Source organism: Syntrophorhabdales bacterium, from assembly GCA_035541455.1.
Classification (GTDB): domain Bacteria; phylum Desulfobacterota; class Syntrophorhabdia; order Syntrophorhabdales; family WCHB1-27; genus JADGQN01.
Map to the genome: position 1 here is coordinate 1 of DATKNH010000154.1, position 18,022 is coordinate 18,022.

21 protein-coding genes are annotated in these 18,022 nt (G+C 51.8%); all 21 read left to right on the forward strand.

Annotated features, from left to right (window positions below):
* A partial coding sequence (locus tag VMT71_16440; protein ID HVN25558.1) for a flagellar hook-basal body complex protein occupies positions 1 to 799 on the forward strand: 799 nt, incomplete at its 5' end.
* A gap of 203 nt (positions 800 to 1,002) precedes the next feature.
* On the forward strand, positions 1,003 to 1,578 hold the full coding sequence (locus tag VMT71_16445; GenBank protein ID HVN25559.1) for a flagellar basal body-associated FliL family protein: 576 nt from the start codon (positions 1,003 to 1,005) through the stop codon (positions 1,576 to 1,578).
* A gap of 9 nt (positions 1,579 to 1,587) precedes the next feature.
* Positions 1,588 to 2,565, forward strand: coding sequence for a flagellar motor switch protein FliM (gene fliM, locus VMT71_16450; GenBank protein HVN25560.1), 978 nt, complete (start codon positions 1,588 to 1,590; stop codon positions 2,563 to 2,565).
* Between the two features lie 9 nt (positions 2,566 to 2,574).
* The gene (gene fliN / locus VMT71_16455; GenBank protein ID HVN25561.1) at positions 2,575 to 2,886 is read left to right on the forward strand and encodes a flagellar motor switch protein FliN; all 312 of its coding nucleotides are present in this window, start codon (positions 2,575 to 2,577) and stop codon (positions 2,884 to 2,886) included.
* Complete coding sequence (locus VMT71_16460; protein HVN25562.1) at positions 2,883 to 3,161, forward strand: flagellar biosynthetic protein FliO; 279 nt, start codon at positions 2,883 to 2,885, stop codon at positions 3,159 to 3,161. The genes fliN and VMT71_16460 overlap by 4 nt, the downstream gene beginning before the upstream one ends.
* The gene (gene fliP, locus VMT71_16465) at positions 3,158 to 3,928 is read left to right on the forward strand and encodes a flagellar type III secretion system pore protein FliP (protein HVN25563.1); all 771 of its coding nucleotides are present in this window, start codon (positions 3,158 to 3,160) and stop codon (positions 3,926 to 3,928) included. The genes VMT71_16460 and fliP overlap by 4 nt, the downstream gene beginning before the upstream one ends.
* Positions 3,929 to 4,109: 181 nt before the next feature.
* A complete protein-coding gene (gene fliQ / locus VMT71_16470) occupies positions 4,110 to 4,379 on the forward strand; it encodes a flagellar biosynthesis protein FliQ (GenBank protein ID HVN25564.1) in 270 nt (89 codons plus the stop codon).
* Positions 4,380 to 4,385: 6 nt separating this feature from the next.
* Positions 4,386 to 5,144: a flagellar biosynthetic protein FliR gene (fliR, locus tag VMT71_16475; GenBank protein HVN25565.1), complete on the forward strand. Its 759-nt coding sequence runs from the start codon at positions 4,386 to 4,388 to the stop codon at positions 5,142 to 5,144.
* A 2-nt stretch (positions 5,145 to 5,146) separates the two neighbouring features.
* Positions 5,147 to 6,211, forward strand: a complete 1,065-nt coding sequence (gene flhB / locus VMT71_16480) for a flagellar biosynthesis protein FlhB (GenBank protein HVN25566.1) — start codon at positions 5,147 to 5,149, stop codon at positions 6,209 to 6,211.
* On the forward strand, positions 6,212 to 8,269 hold the full coding sequence (gene flhA, locus VMT71_16485) for a flagellar biosynthesis protein FlhA (GenBank protein ID HVN25567.1): 2,058 nt from the start codon (positions 6,212 to 6,214) through the stop codon (positions 8,267 to 8,269).
* Entirely contained in the window at positions 8,259 to 9,308 is a 1,050-nt protein-coding gene (locus VMT71_16490) for a hypothetical protein (protein HVN25568.1), read from the forward strand. Before flhA ends, VMT71_16490 begins: the two co-directional genes overlap by 11 nt.
* Positions 9,281 to 10,024: a MinD/ParA family protein gene (locus tag VMT71_16495; GenBank protein ID HVN25569.1), complete on the forward strand. Its 744-nt coding sequence runs from the start codon at positions 9,281 to 9,283 to the stop codon at positions 10,022 to 10,024. Before VMT71_16490 ends, VMT71_16495 begins: the two co-directional genes overlap by 28 nt.
* A 2-nt stretch (positions 10,025 to 10,026) precedes the next feature.
* Positions 10,027 to 10,761: a FliA/WhiG family RNA polymerase sigma factor gene (locus tag VMT71_16500; GenBank protein ID HVN25570.1), complete on the forward strand. Its 735-nt coding sequence runs from the start codon at positions 10,027 to 10,029 to the stop codon at positions 10,759 to 10,761.
* A 127-nt stretch (positions 10,762 to 10,888) separates the two neighbouring features.
* Positions 10,889 to 11,794, forward strand: coding sequence for an HDOD domain-containing protein (locus tag VMT71_16505; GenBank protein HVN25571.1), 906 nt, complete (start codon positions 10,889 to 10,891; stop codon positions 11,792 to 11,794).
* The gene (locus tag VMT71_16510; GenBank protein ID HVN25572.1) at positions 11,772 to 12,800 is read left to right on the forward strand and encodes a chemotaxis response regulator protein-glutamate methylesterase; all 1,029 of its coding nucleotides are present in this window, start codon (positions 11,772 to 11,774) and stop codon (positions 12,798 to 12,800) included. The genes VMT71_16505 and VMT71_16510 overlap by 23 nt, the downstream gene beginning before the upstream one ends.
* A 76-nt stretch (positions 12,801 to 12,876) precedes the next feature.
* Positions 12,877 to 14,670, forward strand: a complete 1,794-nt coding sequence (locus VMT71_16515) for a chemotaxis protein CheA (protein ID HVN25573.1) — start codon at positions 12,877 to 12,879, stop codon at positions 14,668 to 14,670.
* Positions 14,671 to 14,859: 189 nt separating this feature from the next.
* Positions 14,860 to 15,339, forward strand: a complete 480-nt coding sequence (locus VMT71_16520; GenBank protein ID HVN25574.1) for a chemotaxis protein CheW — start codon at positions 14,860 to 14,862, stop codon at positions 15,337 to 15,339.
* A 46-nt stretch (positions 15,340 to 15,385) separates the two neighbouring features.
* Positions 15,386 to 15,580: a hypothetical protein gene (locus VMT71_16525; GenBank protein ID HVN25575.1), complete on the forward strand. Its 195-nt coding sequence runs from the start codon at positions 15,386 to 15,388 to the stop codon at positions 15,578 to 15,580.
* 228 nt (positions 15,581 to 15,808) lie between these two features.
* Positions 15,809 to 16,531, forward strand: coding sequence for a flagellar basal-body rod protein FlgF (gene flgF / locus VMT71_16530; GenBank protein ID HVN25576.1), 723 nt, complete (start codon positions 15,809 to 15,811; stop codon positions 16,529 to 16,531).
* A 9-nt stretch (positions 16,532 to 16,540) separates the two neighbouring features.
* Complete coding sequence (gene flgG / locus VMT71_16535; protein HVN25577.1) at positions 16,541 to 17,329, forward strand: flagellar basal-body rod protein FlgG; 789 nt, start codon at positions 16,541 to 16,543, stop codon at positions 17,327 to 17,329.
* 3 nt (positions 17,330 to 17,332) lie between these two features.
* Complete coding sequence (flgA, locus tag VMT71_16540) at positions 17,333 to 18,016, forward strand: flagellar basal body P-ring formation chaperone FlgA (GenBank protein HVN25578.1); 684 nt, start codon at positions 17,333 to 17,335, stop codon at positions 18,014 to 18,016.
* Positions 18,017 to 18,022 lie beyond the last annotated feature (6 nt).

Sequence of the window (18,022 nt, forward strand, 5' to 3'; positions counted from 1 at the left end):
TGCCGGAACATCCCAGTTTGATGTGACCGGTTTTCAGCCGGCCAACGTGAGCGCCACAAACAATCAGTCAACCACGTCGAATTACAGCAGTTCCATCACTACCTATGACTCGCTCGGGCAGCCACACACAGTAACCGTCTATTACAGGAAGGGCTGGCAGGAGATTGCGGCCGGCGTCCAGACAAACGTGTGGGAGTGGTATGCGGAGGCGGATGGAACAGACACGCTTTCGAAGTGGGGCTACCTGAGGTTCAACAATAATGGCGTCCTTGTCTCCGGCGGCGACCCGCAGTCAATCATCTTTAACTTCGGCGGCGGTGCGGAGCCCAATCAAAGCATAGACCTAGTGCTGGGTGCGAAATCGGGAGGCGGCGCATCGACGCAGTACCCTCTCGCGTCAACCACTAATTTTCAGACGCAGGACGGGTACGCGCCCGGTGAGCTGACGAACGTGACCGTAAACACCGATGGGGTCATCTCGGGCCACTACTCCAACGGACAGGTGCTCAGCCTCTACCAGATCAGCCTGGCGAACTTCTACAACCCTTGGGGTCTGCAGCGCGACGGAGGGAACCTCTACACGCAAACCTATAAATCTGGCATCGCGTATACGAACGCCCCCGGAGTTGGCTCTCTGGGGAATATCAACCCTAACTCTCTCGAACAATCAAACGTGGATCTGGCCACCGAGTTCGTCAAGATGATCACAACGGAACGCGGTTACCAGGCAGATTCGAAAGTCATTACCACGACAGACGCGATGCTGCAGGAATTGATGAACATCAAGAGTTCCCCATAACGGGGAGCTTTTTTTGAGTCCCTTTCTCTGTCAATGAAATGACAGAGAAAGCAGTAGCTGTAACGCACAGGGGCAGCCACGGAATGGCATCCAGGCCGCCCCTTCCCGCTCTTTCTCCTAGAACCGCCTGCCTCTGAACGTTTCGACACATCCTTCCCTATCTGGCATACATATTGCTCATCCAGAAGCTGAAGGAGAGACGCATGGCCAAGGAAAAGGATGAAAAGGAAAGAGAAGATAAGGTAAACGGAAACCGGGAAGAGAAATCGGCCGCTGGGCGGGAGGAAGCTCCTCCCAAGAAGAGATCGAAACTCATTCTTGTGCTGCTCCTTCTGGTGGTGTTGCTTCTCGGGGGCAGTGCCGGAACCTATTTCTTTTTTGGCGACCAGATTCTCGAGCGCCTCCTGGCGCACAGCAGCGCAGGCCGCTCGCTGACAAAGAAGGCGGCTGCGGTCGAGGCAAAGAAAGCGAGCCCGGACGGGCCTATCCTGACGCTCGACCCCTTCATTTTCAATCTGGCAGGAAATAGTTCCAGGTTTGCAAAGGTTTCCCTCGCGCTGAGCCTGCAGAACCCGAAAGCCTTTGAAGAGGCCAAAAAGATAGTGCCTGTGCTCAGAGATAAGGCCTTGATGGTCCTCAGCGGCAAAAGCGCCGAGGAACTCATCGATATAAGCAAACGAAATTCGATCAAAATAGAATTGCAGAACGGCCTGAAAGAAGTGTTCAAGGAGAAAGAGGATCTGGAGTCCGTCTACATTACTGACATCATAATTCCATAGGGTGCGGCAGTGAGTCAGCTACTAAGTCAGGACGAGATAGACGCTCTGTTGAAGGGCATTGCCGACGGGGATGTGGCAACCGAGGCGGAACAGACGGCAGTGGCGCCAGAGGAGGATGTACGCCCGTTTGATTTCTCAAGCATGGCGCGAAGCAAGAAAGAGGAACTACCTACGCTCCAGTTTATATATGAAAAATTCGGCAAATCCCTCACCTCTGCCTTGAGCCTGTTCATCGAGCGGGCAGTGGAGGTAAATGCTAGTAAGGTTCAAAATACTGAGTACAAAGAGCTGACCAAGAATCTTCCAGTGCCGACGAATATGAACCTTGTTACTTCGGAGAACCTTAAAGGATTTCTCGTCCTCATCTTCGATGCGAAGCTTATCTTTTCAGTGCTGGAAACCATTTTTGGGGGCTCTCGTCTGTCGGCTCCGAAGATTGAGGGAAGGGAATTCACCAGGATCGAGTTGAAGGTGGTAAAGAAGCTCCTGGAGGTCGTGCTCGCGGAGATGGAGAAAGCCTGGTCGAATGTCTACGACCTGCGCTGCAAGTATTCCCGATCAGAAATGAACCCGAATTACGTTACCGCCATAGCGCCTGAGGAGGTGGTCAGCCTCTGCGAGTTCTCGGTTGCCGTGGATGATATGACCAGCTGGATGAAGGTCTGTGTACCCTACTCGATTCTTGAGCCTATAAAGAATATTCTTGTTCTGGCTCCTTCACGGGAGGATAGGGAGATTAAGCAACGCTGGGAAAAACAACTCAAGAACAGGCTGATGAAAGTTCCTATAGAGCTGACGGCAACCCTCGGGCGGAGGCGGATGTCTCTTCACGAATTTGTAAGCCTCAAGGAAGGAAGCCTGATCCTGGTTGATCGTCATGTAAATGATCCCTTGCACCTGGAGATAGACAACCGGGCACGGCTCAGCGGTAAACTCGGCCTCTTTAAAGGGAACAAAGCGATAAAAGTTGAGCAGATTATAAGGTAGGGAGGAAGAATGGAAAAACTGGTGGAAGAGCCTCAGAACACAACCGAGGCAGGGGGCGCCGCGCTCAACCTCGACAGCCTGCTGGATGTGCCGATCGATATATCTGTCGAAATAGGTCGCACCAAAATGACGATCGGAGAACTTCTTATGTTGAACAAAGGCTCCATCGTTGAATTGAAAAAGGCAGCGGGTGAATCTGTAGACATATTCGTCAACGGCAAGCTGCTGGGGAAAGGCGAAGTGGTCGTCGTTAATGAGAGATTAGGCGTTCGGGTAAATAAGATTGCAGCGCCCTCAGAGAGGGTTCAGAAGCTGGTATGATTGAAGGCATGTACGCCGAGTTCATAAAGGTGATCCTGGTACTGCTGGGATTGCTGGGATGTCTCGGTGCTCTTTACAAGGTGATGGGAAAATACAAGGGGAGCTGGAATTCTAAAGCTACGGGTTGCGGACTCAGAAGAATTGAGACCATACCTCTCGGTTATAAGAAGTTCATCTCTGTGGTGGAGGTCAGAGACCAACTGCTGGTACTGGGTGTGGGGCAGGACACCATCTCGCTGCTTGCCCGGTTGAAAAAGGAGGAGACGCCGCAATGAGGCTTCTCGCGATTTCTTTGATGCTTCTTCTCCTGTTGCCTTCTGTTGCTTTTTTTCCTGGATCGGCCGGCGCAAAGACGGCGACGGCTGAGAAGACTCCTGCAAAAGTTGATCTGATAAGCATGTTCAGCGGGGGGGAGGGTAACAAGAATCTCGTCAATCTCGCCCTGATCTTTACCGTCCTGAGCTTTGCACCGGCGATCCTGCTCCTGATGACCTCGTTTACGCGCATCGTCATAGTGTTGTCCTTTCTGAGACAGGCGATCGGAACACCGACGCTTCCTCCTACACAGGTGATCGTAGGGTTATCGCTCTTTCTGACTTTCTTTATTATGGGACCCACCTTTGAAAGGATTCATGTGAACGCTCTTTCGCCGTACATGAGCAATAAGATTGCGTATGACGATTTCATTGACAAATCATCCAAGGAAATGGGGACGTTCATGTTCAAGTTTGCCAAAGAAAAAGACGTTGCGTTGTTTGCGAACATGGCCGGTCTTGCGCGTCCTAAGAACGAGGGCGATATCCCCTTCCGCGTGCTCGTGCCGGCATTTGCGATAAGCGAGCTCAAGAGAGCCTTTCAGATAGGTTTTCTACTCTACGTACCTTTCCTGATAATCGACATGGTGGTGGCAAGCGTGCTTCTCTCCACCGGCATGATGATGCTGCCTCCTATTTTCATATCGCTGCCGTTCAAGCTCATGCTCTTTGTTTTGGTCGACGGCTGGAATCTGCTCGTCGGCTCGCTAGTGAAGGGATTTATGTAGGAGATTGGATGATTGCATTTCAAATCCTGAATCCTGAGTACGAAATTTCAAACAATTATCAAATGCCGAATGTTCCAAACGCATTTGCGCACCCGGGCAGTTTTCGTATGGGAATTTTGAACATTGGAATTTGTTTAGGATTTCGGAATTGGAATTTGGTATTTCAACCTAGAGAGTTGTTATGAGCCAGGAGCTTGTCCTAGAAATTTTTAGAGGGTCATTGAAAATGGGAATGCTGATCATGTCCCCGTTGCTGCTGGCTGCGATGATCGTGGGGCTTCTGGTCAGTATTGTGCAGTCGGCTACGCAGATACACGAGGTAACCCTTACGTTTGTGCCCAAGATACTCGCTGTGGTTCTTGTTCTCGTATTGCTCTTTCCGTGGATGCTCAACAACATTGTAACCTACACGGTCACCCTGTTTTCGAACTTCTCCACTTATGTGCGGTAGGTTCGAATGATCACTGACGTCCCGAAATTTATACTGATCTTTTTCAGAGTGCTGGCGATACTCTGGCTTCTGCCCGTTTTTTCCGTGCGCAGCCTCTCGATTGTCTTCAAGGTGACCTTTTCTCTTCTGGTGTCATTCCTTCTGGTGGGAGCGGTCTCCTATCCTGCCGAAATTGCAAGCGACGGCTATGTCGTGTTGCTTGCGATTCTGAGGGAGGTGCTGATCGGCCTCTCCATAGGTTTTGCAGTCCGTCTTCTCTTTGCAATAATTCAGGCCACCGGTGAGATAGTCGGCTTCCAGACAGGATTCGGCTTTGCGCGAATGGTCGATCCTATTTCCTCAGGTCAGTCGTCAATACTTGAGGAGTTCCTGTACATGCTCAGCCTCATGATCTTTTTTGCGGTGGACGCGCACCACATTGTGGTACGAGGCATCTACGCCAGTTTCAAGGAATTGCCCCTGGGAAGCGCCGCCGTTACCAGCGGTCTTTTCAACTATTTTACCACGGCGAGCGGCAGGATTTTCAGCCTGGGCCTCAAGTTCGGCGCACCTTTGGTCGTGGCCCTCTTCCTTATAGAACTCTCGTTGGGCCTTCTGTCGCGGATGATTCCGACTATGAACATCTTTGTCGAGGGACTTCCGGTAAAGATCTTTGTGTCGCTCACCATACTCTCCCTCATGCTTTCCTTCCTGGCTCCTGCACTTGGAACATTGTTCAAAGGGATCGATACGGAATTTCTTAAAGTGCTGAGGGCTATGCGATAGCTATGGCTGAAAGCTTCCAGGAAAAAAGCGAAAAACCTACTGACAAGAAGCTCGACGAAGCGAGGAACAAAGGGCAGGTCATCAGGTCGGCGGAATTGGGCTCCTGCCTGATTATACTTTTTTCGGCAATCTTTCTTTATTTCACCATGTCGCACATATTCCAGGAGGCCTTCAAATCGTACGTAACGTCCGTTCAGACCATGAACACGGACGTGTCGCTGATGAGTATCCACGGGATCCTTTCATCCGGTATTTTCAGATGGCTGGCTCTGGTCCTGCCCATTTTCGGCCTCGTAACGTTTCTGAGCATCGCGGGAACCGTGGCGCAGGTGGGCTTTGTATGGAGCACGCAGGCCCTCAATTTCAAGCTTGAGATGCTCAACCCCATAGCAGGCATAGGCAGATTCTTCAGCCTCAGGTCTCTGCAGGAAGTATTGAAGGCCATGCTGAAGATCCTGATCCTTACGTATATCAGCTATTCCATTATAAGAGACGAGTTCCCTGTGATCCTCTCTCTCGTGCAAAAGGATGTGAAGTTCACTGTCGGCTACCTGGGGCAGACGGGATTCAGGCTGGCCTGGAAGCTTGGCATCATATTCATGTTCCTTGCCGGTGTTGACTACCTCTTCCAGAGGTGGCAGTTCATGAGAAATATGAGGATGACCAAGCAGGAAGTGACCGAGGAAATGAAGGAGCGGGAAGGGAATCCCCTTGTCAGATCACGAATCAGAAGCTTGCAGAGAGAATTCGCTCGCAGGCGCATGCTGGAGGATACGAAGAAGGCTGACGTTGTCGTGACAAACCCTACAACCTACGCCGTCGCGCTCAAGTATGCAGTGAAGGAAATGCCCGCGCCTCAGGTTGTCGCCAAAGGCGCAGGCTTTGTGGCTGACAAGATAAAAGCCGTCGCCCGCCTCCATGGCGTCCCCATTGTCGAGAATAAGCCCCTTGCCAGGGGTATTTTCTACGGTGTCAAAATCGGGGATTATATCCCCGAAAAATTCTACCTCGTCGTCGCAGAGCTCCTTGCACAGGTCTACAAGCGAAAGAAGAAGGTCGGTCTCTAGATGGAAAACGCGCTTGTCTGGCTGAGAGGAAAAAGCGATTTACTCATTGCCACGAGCGTTGTGGTCGTGATTCTCATCATGATCATTCCGCTCAATCCTTTTTTTATCGATCTTTTTATTTCGCTGAGCATCTCTACTTCGCTGATGATCCTGCTTCTCGGCATGTATACGCATCGTCCGCTCGATTTCTCGGTATTTCCCTCGATTCTTCTGATAGTGACACTTTTCAGGCTCTCCCTGAACATCGCTTCCACCAGACTCATACTCCTGCATGGTGACGAAGGGTCGCAGGCTGCCGGAAGGATCATAAAGGCATTCGGCACATTCATTATCGGCGGCAATTATGTCGTGGGAGCGATCGTATTCTTGATCCTCATCATCATTAACTTCGTGGTCATCACAAAGGGCGCCGGACGCGTGGCGGAAGTGGCAGCCAGATTCACCCTAGACGCGATGCCCGGCAAGCAGATGAGTATAGATGCGGATTTGAATGCCGGTCTTATCGACGACAGACAGGCCAAGGAGAGGCGCGCCCGCATAGAGATGGAAGCAGACTTCTACGGGGCCATGGATGGCGCAAGCAAGTTTGTCCGCGGAGACGCTGTAGCGGGCCTCATAATCATTTTTGTCAATCTCCTGGGAGGTTTGATCATCGGTGTGGTGCAGAAGGATATGCCTGTACTTGATGCGCTTTCAGTCTACACCGTGCTGACGATCGGCGATGGTCTCGTCAGCCAGATACCGGCATTGCTGACCTCCACAGCTGCCGGCATTATCGTGACCAGGGCAGCCGGTGAGTCGGACCTTGGAAGCGACGTGATGACACAGCTCACCATGCAACCGAGAGCCCTGATACTGGCGGCCGTCATACTGGTGACTATCGGCATGGTCCCGGGCATACCTGCCGTGCCCTTCTTTCTCCTGGCATCAGTGGCTGCCGGGGGCGGATATGTTATTTCCAAAGCTCAGAAAGAGGAGGCTCTTCAGATCCCGGAGGTGCCTCAGGAGGCGGTGGAAAAGGCAGAAGTGGTCCAACCTGTTGACATTCTTGAAGTGGAGATCGGCTATGGGCTTATTCCGATTGTAGACACCGACCAGAGTGGTGAACTGCTCGAGAAGCTCAAGGCCATCAGAAAGCAGCTTGCAGGAGAACTGGGCATTGTGGTTCCACCGATGAAGGTGAGGGATAACCTCCAACTTAAGGCGGGGGAATATGCCATCTTTCTCAAAGGTATCGAAATGGGGAAGGGCGAGCTGCTCCTCGGGCATCTGCTGGCAATGGGCGCTGACGAGCATCACAGGATAGCGGATGCCATTCCGACCAGAGAGCCGGTATTTAATCTAGAAGCCGCCTGGATCAAAGAGAAGGACAGGGACAGGTGCACATCTGAAGGCTTCACCATTGTCGATCATGCGACGGTGATTGCTACACATTTGACAGAGATACTGCGGAACAACGCGCATGAGCTGATGACGCGGCAGGAGGCCCAGAAACTCGTTGACAATGTATCCGGAACCCACCAGAAAGTAGTCGAGGAACTGACGCAAGGCGGGGCCAATATCGGTGTGATACAAAAGGTTTTCCAGAACCTGCTGCGGGAGCAGGTTTCCATACGGGATATAGTGACTATCCTCGAAACCATCGCTGATCACGCCTCTTCTACGAGGGACCCGGAGGTGCTGACCGAGTTCGTGCGGCAACGCATGGCGAGGAGTATCCTGAAGCCTTATCTTGTCGACGGCGTGCTCAACGTCTTGATTTTCGAGAAGGTCCTGGAGGAAAAACTGATCTCCAGCCTCCAAACATCAGAACAAGGAACATATCTTGCACTGGATTTGGGATTCACCCAGAGCATGATCGATAAGATCAGCAATGAGGTTAAGAATATGATGATACAGAACATACAACCCGTCATGCTTGTGCATCCGATTTTGCGCCCGAGACTGCGTAAACTCCTCGAACGCTATATCCAGGGGATTGCGGTCATATCCCATAACGAAATCCCGCAACAGATCAAAATCAAATCAGCGGGGGTGATAAGAGCTCATGAAGGTTAAGCGGCTCTTCTTCGAGAGCGTCAAGGAGGGCATAAAGCGGATAAAGGCTGAGTACGGCCCGGATGCAATCATCATAGACATAAAGGAGAGCACCGACCCTGGTCGAAAAGGGTACGAGATCCTGATCGCAATCGACGAAGAATTGACACCCCAGGAAGCTCCTGTGAACGAAGTTATGAAGAGAATCGAAGAGATCGGGTTGACCGTCAGGTCCCTGAGCGAACGCATGGGCTCAATCGAATCGGATACGTTAAGGTATCGGGTCGACGCCTTTCCGCCAACCCTGCAGCTCCTCTACCAGAAAATGGTGAAGAATGGCCTGGACCCAAAACTCGCTTTCGCTCTTCTGTCAGAGGTGTATGCAGAGGCCGGAAAATTTGCCGAGGATTCGAGTAAGGTAAACCATTTCTTGAAGAGAATGCTGGCAAAACGGATAACGGTAAGCTCTATCGATAGCTCGAATGAGCCGATTCTCATGCTTGGTCCCAGCGGCGCTGGCAAGACTGAAACGACCAAGAAACTGGCGAGGCGCTTCACAGATGCGGGCGTACCGGTAGCGATCATAGCCTATGAGCCTGTGAGGAAAGAACGTTACAATGAGCTGATGCTCTTCTCGGAGAGTACCGGCATACCTTTTTACTTCACAGCAAACGATGAAGACCTCCCTTTTCTGATTGAGCGGGAGACACGCAAGAAGATCATCGATGTTACGGGTAATGAGCTTCTGCAGAAGAAGGTGCTTGGGAGGTTGAAAGGCTGCAAAAAATTCCTGCTCTTCCCCTCATGGGTGAGGAGCGAAAAAGTCGTGGACTACTGCGGCCAATTCAACGGGACGGACGCGGCCGGCCTGATCTTCACGAAACTCGATGAGGAAAAGTCGCTGGGCCATCTCTTTGCCCATCTGGTAACTCTCAGGAAACCGCTTTATTTCCTGACCACAGGCATGGGTATCAAGGACATAGTGGTACCCGATCAAGAGACATTCTATACCTTAGTCTTAGAGGAGAACGTATGGAGGCACGAAGAAAGAAAACCATAGCGATCACGAGCGGGAAGGGGGGTGTCGGGAAATCCTCGATCGTCTCCAACATGGCCTACCTCCTGAGTGCGATGCGAAAATCGACGTACATACTCGATGCAGATCTCGCTCTGGGAAATATTGACATCATGCTTGGCATGGTGCCGAGGTTCAATATCAGAGACTTGATCAACGGCACCAAGTCCATGAAAGATATCATCGTGGAGGGTCCCTTCGGGATTAAAATCATACCCGCTACTTCGGGTATTTCAGAGTTCTCGAATCTCTCGATGGAAGAGAAGAATATACTGCTGTCCTCCTTTCAGGATATTCCTGATTATGATTTTCTTATCATGGACACTTCGGCGGGGATTTCTTCAAACGTGGTCTACTTCAATGCGATCAGCGAGGATGTGTTCGTCATCATCACGCCCGATCCCGCCAGCCTCACGGATTCGTACGCCACGATAAAAGTACTTAGTAAAGAGACGGGGCGCAGGGACTTCCAGATCATTGTGAATATGGTACGAGACGAGAAGGAAGCGCTCGACATGTATAAGAAGATTCTTCTGGTGACAGACAGATTCCTCAATATCTCCCTTGACTTTGCAGGGTATATCCCAGTGGACAAGAACGTTAACATAGCGGTGAAAAAACAGAAGCTTTGGGCAGAAACATTTCCGGAGACAAACGCGACAAAGGCCTTGGCCCGGATCTGTCACAGGCTGGTGGCTTAAGTATGCTGAGGAGAGCCTACAAGAAACAGGCGGTTGATGATCGCGAGAGGACAATCGAGGAATTCCTTCCGATCATAAAACACCTGGCTTTCAAAGTATCGAGGGGATTCGACGACGACGGTATAACGGAAGATCTTATCTCCTCAGGCGTGCTCGGCCTCCTGGAGGCCATGGAGAAATTTGATCCGAGCAGAGGAATAAAACTGAACACGTTCGCTTACCTGAGGATCAGGGGGGCGATGATTGATGAGCTCCGTAAACGGGATTGGTTTCCGAGAAGCGCCAGGACAAAGGCGAAAAAGCTGGAGGAAGTGATACGCAAACTAGAGACGGAGCTGGGGCGGTATCCGCGCGAGGAAGAAGTAGCGGAAGAGCTGAAGGTTGATCTTGACGATTACCTGATCATGCTCAAGGACTTCGGAAGCCTGTCCATCCTGAGTATCGAAGATATTTCCGAGGTATCGGGAATGGACCGGGACGGCATCATCAGGTATGTCATGGAGGAGGGCGCCAGTCCCGAAAAGTGCGCCGAGATGAGAGAGCTGGAGTCGATGCTCGGACGCGAGATCGATCGCCTTCCTGAGAAGCAGAGACTGGTTCTCAGCCTCTATTACTATGAAGACATGAATATGAAGGAGATCGCCGAGGTACTCGGCATCACCGAGGCAAGGATATCGCAGATCCATTCACAGGCGGTCCTGAGCCTCAGGACATATCTCAAGAAAAAGGTGAAGTAGATTAACGCCGAAGCCGAGGCAGAAGGCTACCTATCAAATCCAACAAACAAGAACCAGCCCGCCCGCCCGATACCTGACAAGAGTTAAGATGAAGCCGTAGTTGCGCGATAACTAAGTAGGGCGATCCATGGGCAACCAGAACCATATACTAAAGAAGCTTCGCCAGATCGAGATCCTGCCGACCTTCCCTAAAATAGTCAGCGAAATCCTGGTGCTAATAGACGATCCCATGAGCTCTGCTTCGGACCTGGCACGCCATATGGACCCCTCGATGTCGGGTGAGGTGTTGAGGGTTGCAAACACGGCGTATTTCGGCACCCGTAGTTTCAGGAACATCACGACTATAGAGAGAGCTATAGCCGTCATAGGCTATGAGCACCTCGGCTATATTGTGCTTCAGATGCCTTTCCTTGCGATGATACAGGGCGCCGATACGACGTTTGACCGCAAATTGTTTATCACTCACGCAATTATCTGCGGAAGCCTGGCAAAATTGCTGGGCTCGCACGCCGCTTCTCCGGTCGACCACAATGAGATTTATGTGAGCGGTATCCTCCACGATATCGGCAGAATCATTATGTACCGCTACTTCAAGAAAGAATGGCAGGAGATGCTCTCTTTAATTAAGACCAAGCAGACCTCGACAGTAGAAGCGGAGCGAGCAGTCTTTTCCATCGACCACGGTGAAATGGGTGCGTTCCTGCTTGAGTTGTGGAACCTGCCGTCAGCCATTTCTGATGGAGTGAGGTATCACCATTTTCCCGTGTCGGCTCCGCAAAACAAGGAGAGTGCTTTTGCAACCTACCTAGCCAATCAATTTGCCAAGCGCATCGATATGAACACAGATCTGCAGAGCTTCGATGACTTCGCAGCGCGTCACCGGGAATTCTGTGAGACAGCCAATAAGTCCACCGACACAATCGCAGTAGACGACCCGATCGGGTTCCTGTCTCTGGTATATGACTCACTCAGCAGTGCTAAGGGACTGATAGAAGTCACGGCAGGGGACGATGATACGCGTCCTCGTGGTTGATGATTCGCCCCTGATGCGGCGGATCATTTCACGTATCCTCGGCAAAGACCCTCTTATCCAACTTGTCGGAACGGCACAAAACGGTGAGGAAGCACTGGAGAAGGTAGAAACACTGCAGCCTGACGTGGTCACAATGGACATCGAGATGCCGCGCATGAACGGGCTCGAAGCCCTCAAGGCTATCATGGCTCGATCGCCCTTGCCGGTCATAATGTTGAGTGCAGCGACGCAGGAGGGGGCAGCCGTAACACTCGATGCGCTCAATGCTGGAGCATGCGACTTTGTGCCTAAAGAACTCTGCAGTGGAGCCCTCAACATCACACGGATTGCCGAAGAGCTGATAGGCAAGATAAGGGCTGTTGCAAAGAGGCTCCCCCATCCCCCCCTTCCCGATTCCCGTGGCTCGGACAAACCTCTCGCGTTTACTTCCGGAAAGAGACTTTCAGGCGCTGTGGTGGCGATCGGCGCCTCTACAGGCGGACCCAGGGTGCTTCAACAAATACTGACCAGCCTGCCAAAGGATTTTCCGGTCCCGATAGCCATAGCGCAGCACATGCCTAAATCGTTTACGCGATTCTTTGCTGAGAGACTGGACGCTCTGGCACCAATTAAGGTGAAAGAGGCGGAACATAACGAGAGATTAATGCCGGGTGTGGCGCTGCTCGCGCCGGGGGATGTGCATATGATCGTGCGTCGCACAGGCCGGAATGTGATCGTTCAACTGGTGGAAGATCAGAGTTACATATACAGGCCCTCGGTTGATATGCTGTTCACGGGGGTATCAGAGGCGTACGAGTCGAAAGCTGTAGCAGTAGTTCTGACAGGTATGGGCGTAGATGGGTTGAAGGGGGCGATAGCTATCCGGACAAGGAACGGTTTTGTAATAGCCCAGGACGAAGAAACCTCGGTTGTGTACGGCATGCCCAAGGCTGTGGCCGAGGCCAGCCTAACCAATTCCGTCGTGCCGGCGCAAGAGATTTCAGCAGCAATTATGGGGGCACTATGAAGACAAGCGGTTCTCATGCCGCTTGCTGACCTGGAGAGAACAAAACAACTGGAAATGAGGATGCGGGTGCTGAATCGTGGATGAGGCGATCGACAAAGCTGAGCTCGACGAAATCAGGGAAGAATTCGTCGTCGACACCATTGAGCTCATAGAAGGGGCCGCACGGGACCTTGTTGTTTTGGAAGAGGGACCTTCTTCTGAGATGCTGAACGCAATATTCAGGTCTGTGCATACCATCAAGGGGACCTCGGCGTTTCTCGGTTTTGACCGCCTTTCTTCGCTTGCCCACAAGACGGAAGACGTGCTGGGCAAGCTGCGGAGAGGCAATCTGGAACCTGAGAGGGATAACATCGATTGCATTCTGAGAGCCCTCGACGGAATGAAGCTTCTTGTCAACGAGATCAGAAGGGAATGCCGTGAGGAAAGCGATATGGCTCACTTGCTGGCTGAACTGGACGCTCTCGGAGAGTCCGGGAATAAAGTGAAACCCGCTGTCGGATCCTTCGCAAAAGCGGGTGAAGGGACTACTCACCTCAAAAGAGGCCCTTTAGTCTCAGACGACAGGAAAGATGCAGGATCAGTAACGAGGCCGGCAGGGGAAAAAGAGGCTCGTGCAGCTACCCTGTCTTCCCGGGAGCAGACCGTGCGAGTTGACACCAGAAAACTGGACGAGTTGATGAACCTGGTGGGCGAACTGGTACTCTGCAAGAACAGGTTGCTTCTCTTCAATAGTATCCTGCAAGAGAACCAATCCATAGTGTCTCTTGCCGAACTTGACTGCGATACATGGTTACCAACCCTCAAGCCAATGATAGCAGGTCTCATGGAGGGAACGCGTTACGTCGAGACGATTACAAACAACCTGCAAACGGTTGTGATGCGAGTTCGCCTGGTGCCGATAAACAGGCTTTTCAGTAAGGTGCCGAGGCTTGTCCGTGATCTATGCGCGCAAACCGGCAAGCAGGTGGAGTTGATCATAGAGGGTGGTGAGACCGAGCTGGATAAGGCCTTGATCGAAGCTCTTTACGACCCTCTCACCCATATCATGAGGAATGCTGTAGATCACGGCATTGAAGCGCCTGAAGAAAGGAGCAGGATGGGTAAAGCAGCAAAAGGGGTCATATCCCTCAAGGCCAGACAGGAGGCTAATCAGGTTGTCATAGAAGTATTGGATGATGGAAGAGGGATAGACGTCGGAGCAATAAAAGAGAAGGCCGTGGAAAAGGGCTTTGTGCACCGTGATGAGAAAGAAAATCTAAGTGCGCAGGAAGCCGTTACTTATATATTCACTCCGGGGTTCAGCACGTCAAACGAAGTCACATCCCTTTCGGGCAGGGGCATCGGCATGGACGTGGTCAAGACGAACGTTGAACGGATGCACGGGCAGGTGTACGTTGATTCGCTGCCGGGAAAATGGACCAAGTTCACAATTATCCTGCCGCTGACGCTGGCCATCATGAAAGCGCTTCTGGTCAGTGTCGGAATAGAGATCTATGCGATTCCCCTCGAGGTCGTGCTCGAAGTAATAAAGGTCAGAGAGGAACAGATCAAAACGATACAGGGCAGCGACGTGCTGCTGCTTCGAGACATGATCATCCCCCTGGTGCGACTCTCAAAGGTGGTGGCGGGAGAGCAAGAGGCGGGAAACACCCGTTCAATCATACTCTGCAAGACCCCTGGGAGGCCGGTAGGCTTGTGTGTGGATTCGGTTGTGGGTCAGGAGGAAGTGGTCATCAAGGCGCTGGGTGAGTTTCTAAAGGGTGTACCCTGGATAGCAGGCGCTACCATACGGGGTGATGGCAGGGTCGTGCTCATGCTTGATATTCCTGCCATCGTCAGTCACTTTTGTAAACAGCCTGTAGCAGCATGAAGTAGAGTCCAGGGTCCAGCGTTTCCCGTCAGATCAAGAGCATGAAATACGCATCATGACGTGTCTTCACAGGCGATGCTGGCCTCTCCCCGCAGCCGCAAGTTATCGCCAAGCATGCTTTTTGCATCAAATCACCAAGTGTTACGATGAGTAAGCGATCACACACTTCAGTGGTACGGGAAATTAGTCATGGCGAGTGGAGCTATTCGATCGTTTGTAGCGTTTAACCTTGGCAATGAGGAGTTTGCAGTCGACATCACCAAGGTGCAGGAAATTAACAGGTGGGTCGACCTCACGAGAATTCCCAACACATCCCCGCACGTGCAGGGAGTGATGAACTTACGCGGAAAGATCGTCCCTGTAATCGACTTGCGGAGCATGCTCGGTTTTGACGGGAAGCCTGCCGACAAGCAGACCAGGATTATCGTGGTAGAGGATGGGGGGGTAGTCGCGGGCTTTCTGGTTGATGCCGTCTCTGAGGTGGTACAACTCCCTGAAAGCGCGATAGAGGCTCCCCCGTCGCTTGGCGGAATTGCAGAGCCACGCTACGTTGCAGGCGTGGGAAGAATAGCAGAGCGGCTTGTGGTTCTTCTCGATCTCCAAATAATGTTTCAAGCAGGCGTAGAAGCAGGCGAGGGAGGGGTTCCAGCCAGCGGGCAAGCCGGCTGACGGGTATCCGTGAGGCGGGTGTCCGAAAAGATGGAAGGAGGTTACTATGGCAGGAGCATTCGATGTAGACCTCATTCCGAAGATCCTGTCAGTAGACAGAAAGGTACGCCTTTCCGGAATCGATAAACGGCGTGAACACGGAAACAATGCTGGAAAAGGGAATCGCTCACAACGATCCACCGCGGATGAATCCAGTGAAAAGGATGCGGAAAAGCAGGGCACGATCGATATTACGGTGTGAACTTTTCTGTACCGGAAAATTTTTCCTACCCCGGTTACGACAAATCCTAATGTCCGTTATCTAAACTCGAAATCAAATTTGTAGGGCCGAACGTCTCAAGCCGCTGAAACAAATACTCTTCCTGCTGAGCTGCTGCTTAGGGTTTAGATATTGGAATTTAGATCTTGACGGGTGTAGGGGCCCCGGGGCATGGCACGCCCTTTGCTTTATTCATGCGAAGAGGTTCGTATGGCAGGTATATACACAGTTGTAAGTGGTGCAGTAGCGGAAGAGAAGAGGCTGAGCATCATCAGCAACAATCTGGCGAATTCGCTTACGAGCGGCTACAAGTCGGCAAAACCCGTCTTTGAAGCGGTCCTTTCGAGCAGTATCGTAGACACCGCTGACCAGTCTGACAGCACCTTCGTCGGCACCTACGAATCGCAGATAAATTTTTCCGAAGGACCACTTATTGAATCGGGCAACAGACTTGACGTGGCCCTCCAGGGCGACGGTTTCTTTGTTGTACAGACAGCCGAGGGCGAGAGGTATACACGCAACGGCCACTTCAGTCTTGACCCAAACGGCAAACTGATGACAGCAGACGGGAATACTGTCGTGGGGGAGGGCGGAGAGATTGTGGCACCCGGCAAAATGATCACCATAGAGAGGGACGGATCGGTTTACGCTGAGAAAACATCGGTCGGAAAAATCAAAGTTGTCCGTTTTGCGGACAAGTCTTTCCTGAAACCGGTTGGAAACTCTCTTTTTGAAAATGAGGAGCCTTCGAACCAGGCGTTGCCAGCAGTCAACGTTACACTAAACCAGGGCTTTCACGAAGGCTCAAACGTTGACGTTATTAAGGAGATGATCGACATGATTGCGTGCACCAGAGCTTACGAGGCTTACGGAAAAGTGCAGCAAGCCTTCGGTGATATGGAAAGCAAATTGCAGGAAGCAGCAAGAGTGTAAGGAGGCGAGATGATCAGGTCTCTCTGGACGGCAGCAACAGGCATGGCAACGCAGCAGAAACATCTCGACGTGATTTCCAATAACATCGCCAACGTCAATACAAACGGTTACAAGAGGAGCAGGGCAGACTTTCAGGAACTGATGTACCAGAACCTGCGCATGGCGGGCGTGCGTTCAGAGCAGGGAAACCAGGTACCGACGGGCATTCAGATCGGATTGGGCTCGATGCTGGCTTCTGTGCAAAAGCTGTTTACCCAAGGGGATTACCAGCAGACGCAAAACAGTCTCGACCTGGCGGTTGAGGGTATAGGCTTTTTCCAAATTACCCTTCCGACAGGTGATAAGGCCTACACAAGGTCCGGCTCCTTCAAAACAGACTCTCAGGGCCGGGTTGTGACGGCCGACGGGTACCTCTTCGAGCCGGCGTTGACCATACCGCAAGGTGCCACCGCAATTTCAATTGAAGTGGACGGCACGGTTTCCGTCACGCTCCAGGGGCAGCCGAAACCGCAGCAGATAGGTAAAATCGAACTTGCGACCTTCCAGAACCAGGCGGGATTGGCTGCAATCGGCAAGAACCTTTTTGTCGAAACAGACGCCAGCGGTACGCCTATTGTGGGCAGCCCGAACCTGAACGGCTTCGGAAGCATCAGACAAGGGTATCTCGAAATGTCGAACGTGGACATTGTGCAGGAGATGGTTGATCTGATCATTGCTGAGCGCGCCTATGAAGTCAATTCGAAGGCGATACAGGCCGCGAACGACATGCTTCAGATTGCAAACAACGTGAGACGGTAGGATATGAAGTTGCGGGGATTGATTCTTGCAGTGATCTTTTTCGCGATATCAAGCACTGCCTGCCTGGCAGAGCAAATGACCGTTGAAAACAGGCTGGGCGGCCTTCTCAAAGAAGGTTATGACGCAAGGGATATACAGGTTAAGCTTGAAAGCGTTCCGGCTCATTTGAAACAGGATGCGAAGGTGAGATCAGTGAGCATCTACACAATGCCTGACATAGGAGGGAAAGGGCTTGCGTTCGTGGAGTTTGAGGGAGAGGACCGGAAAGCAAGATCCTCCTACGTCCCCTTCAGAGTCTACGAAAAGAAGAAACTCTTCTATGCCAAGAGGGCCCTTCAGAGAGGCAGTTTTGTTTCGACTGACGACGTTGCGAGCAAAGAAGCGTACGTGAGCGATAGCGAACTGCTTTACCCCAAGGATGTGCAGGAACTGAGCAGCAAGGTACTAAAACGGGATGTCGCGCCGGGTACTGTGCTTACGACAGTTATGCTGGACAGTCCCCAGGTGGTCCGCAGAGGGGAAATGGTGACGATTGTCGCGGAGAACAGACAGTTGCTGGTGAAAGCAAAAGGAAAGGCCGAGGAGCCAGGAAGAGTGGGTGACAAAATCAGGGTAAAGAATCTTTCTTCGGAGCGGGAAATCGTTGGCAAAGTGGCGGGTGACGGCACCGTTATTGTGGAATTTTGAGGGAAG

Excerpts from the sequence above, each read along its gene's own strand:
- flhB (HVN25566.1), top strand. The coding sequence starts at position 5,147 with ATGGCTGAAAGCTTCCAGGAAAAAAGCGAAAAACCTACTGACAAGAAG.
- VMT71_16525 (HVN25575.1), top strand. The coding sequence starts at position 15,386 with ATGGCAGGAGCATTCGATGTAGACCTCATTCCGAAGATCCTGTCAGTA.
- flgF (HVN25576.1), top strand. The coding sequence starts at position 15,809 with ATGGCAGGTATATACACAGTTGTAAGTGGTGCAGTAGCGGAAGAGAAG.
- VMT71_16445 (HVN25559.1), top strand. The coding sequence starts at position 1,003 with ATGGCCAAGGAAAAGGATGAAAAGGAAAGAGAAGATAAGGTAAACGGA.
- VMT71_16460 (HVN25562.1), top strand. The coding sequence starts at position 2,883 with ATGATTGAAGGCATGTACGCCGAGTTCATAAAGGTGATCCTGGTACTG.
- fliN (HVN25561.1), top strand. The coding sequence starts at position 2,575 with ATGGAAAAACTGGTGGAAGAGCCTCAGAACACAACCGAGGCAGGGGGC.
- flgA (HVN25578.1), top strand. The coding sequence starts at position 17,333 with ATGAAGTTGCGGGGATTGATTCTTGCAGTGATCTTTTTCGCGATATCA.
- VMT71_16495 (HVN25569.1), top strand. The coding sequence starts at position 9,281 with ATGGAGGCACGAAGAAAGAAAACCATAGCGATCACGAGCGGGAAGGGG.
- flgG (HVN25577.1), top strand. The coding sequence starts at position 16,541 with ATGATCAGGTCTCTCTGGACGGCAGCAACAGGCATGGCAACGCAGCAG.
- fliP (HVN25563.1), top strand. The coding sequence starts at position 3,158 with ATGAGGCTTCTCGCGATTTCTTTGATGCTTCTTCTCCTGTTGCCTTCT.
- VMT71_16490 (HVN25568.1), top strand. The coding sequence starts at position 8,259 with ATGAAGGTTAAGCGGCTCTTCTTCGAGAGCGTCAAGGAGGGCATAAAG.
- VMT71_16510 (HVN25572.1), top strand. The coding sequence starts at position 11,772 with ATGATACGCGTCCTCGTGGTTGATGATTCGCCCCTGATGCGGCGGATC.
- flhA (HVN25567.1), top strand. The coding sequence starts at position 6,212 with ATGGAAAACGCGCTTGTCTGGCTGAGAGGAAAAAGCGATTTACTCATT.
- VMT71_16500 (HVN25570.1), top strand. The coding sequence starts at position 10,027 with ATGCTGAGGAGAGCCTACAAGAAACAGGCGGTTGATGATCGCGAGAGG.
- VMT71_16505 (HVN25571.1), top strand. The coding sequence starts at position 10,889 with ATGGGCAACCAGAACCATATACTAAAGAAGCTTCGCCAGATCGAGATC.
- fliR (HVN25565.1), top strand. The coding sequence starts at position 4,386 with ATGATCACTGACGTCCCGAAATTTATACTGATCTTTTTCAGAGTGCTG.
- VMT71_16520 (HVN25574.1), top strand. The coding sequence starts at position 14,860 with ATGGCGAGTGGAGCTATTCGATCGTTTGTAGCGTTTAACCTTGGCAAT.
- fliQ (HVN25564.1), top strand. The coding sequence starts at position 4,110 with ATGAGCCAGGAGCTTGTCCTAGAAATTTTTAGAGGGTCATTGAAAATG.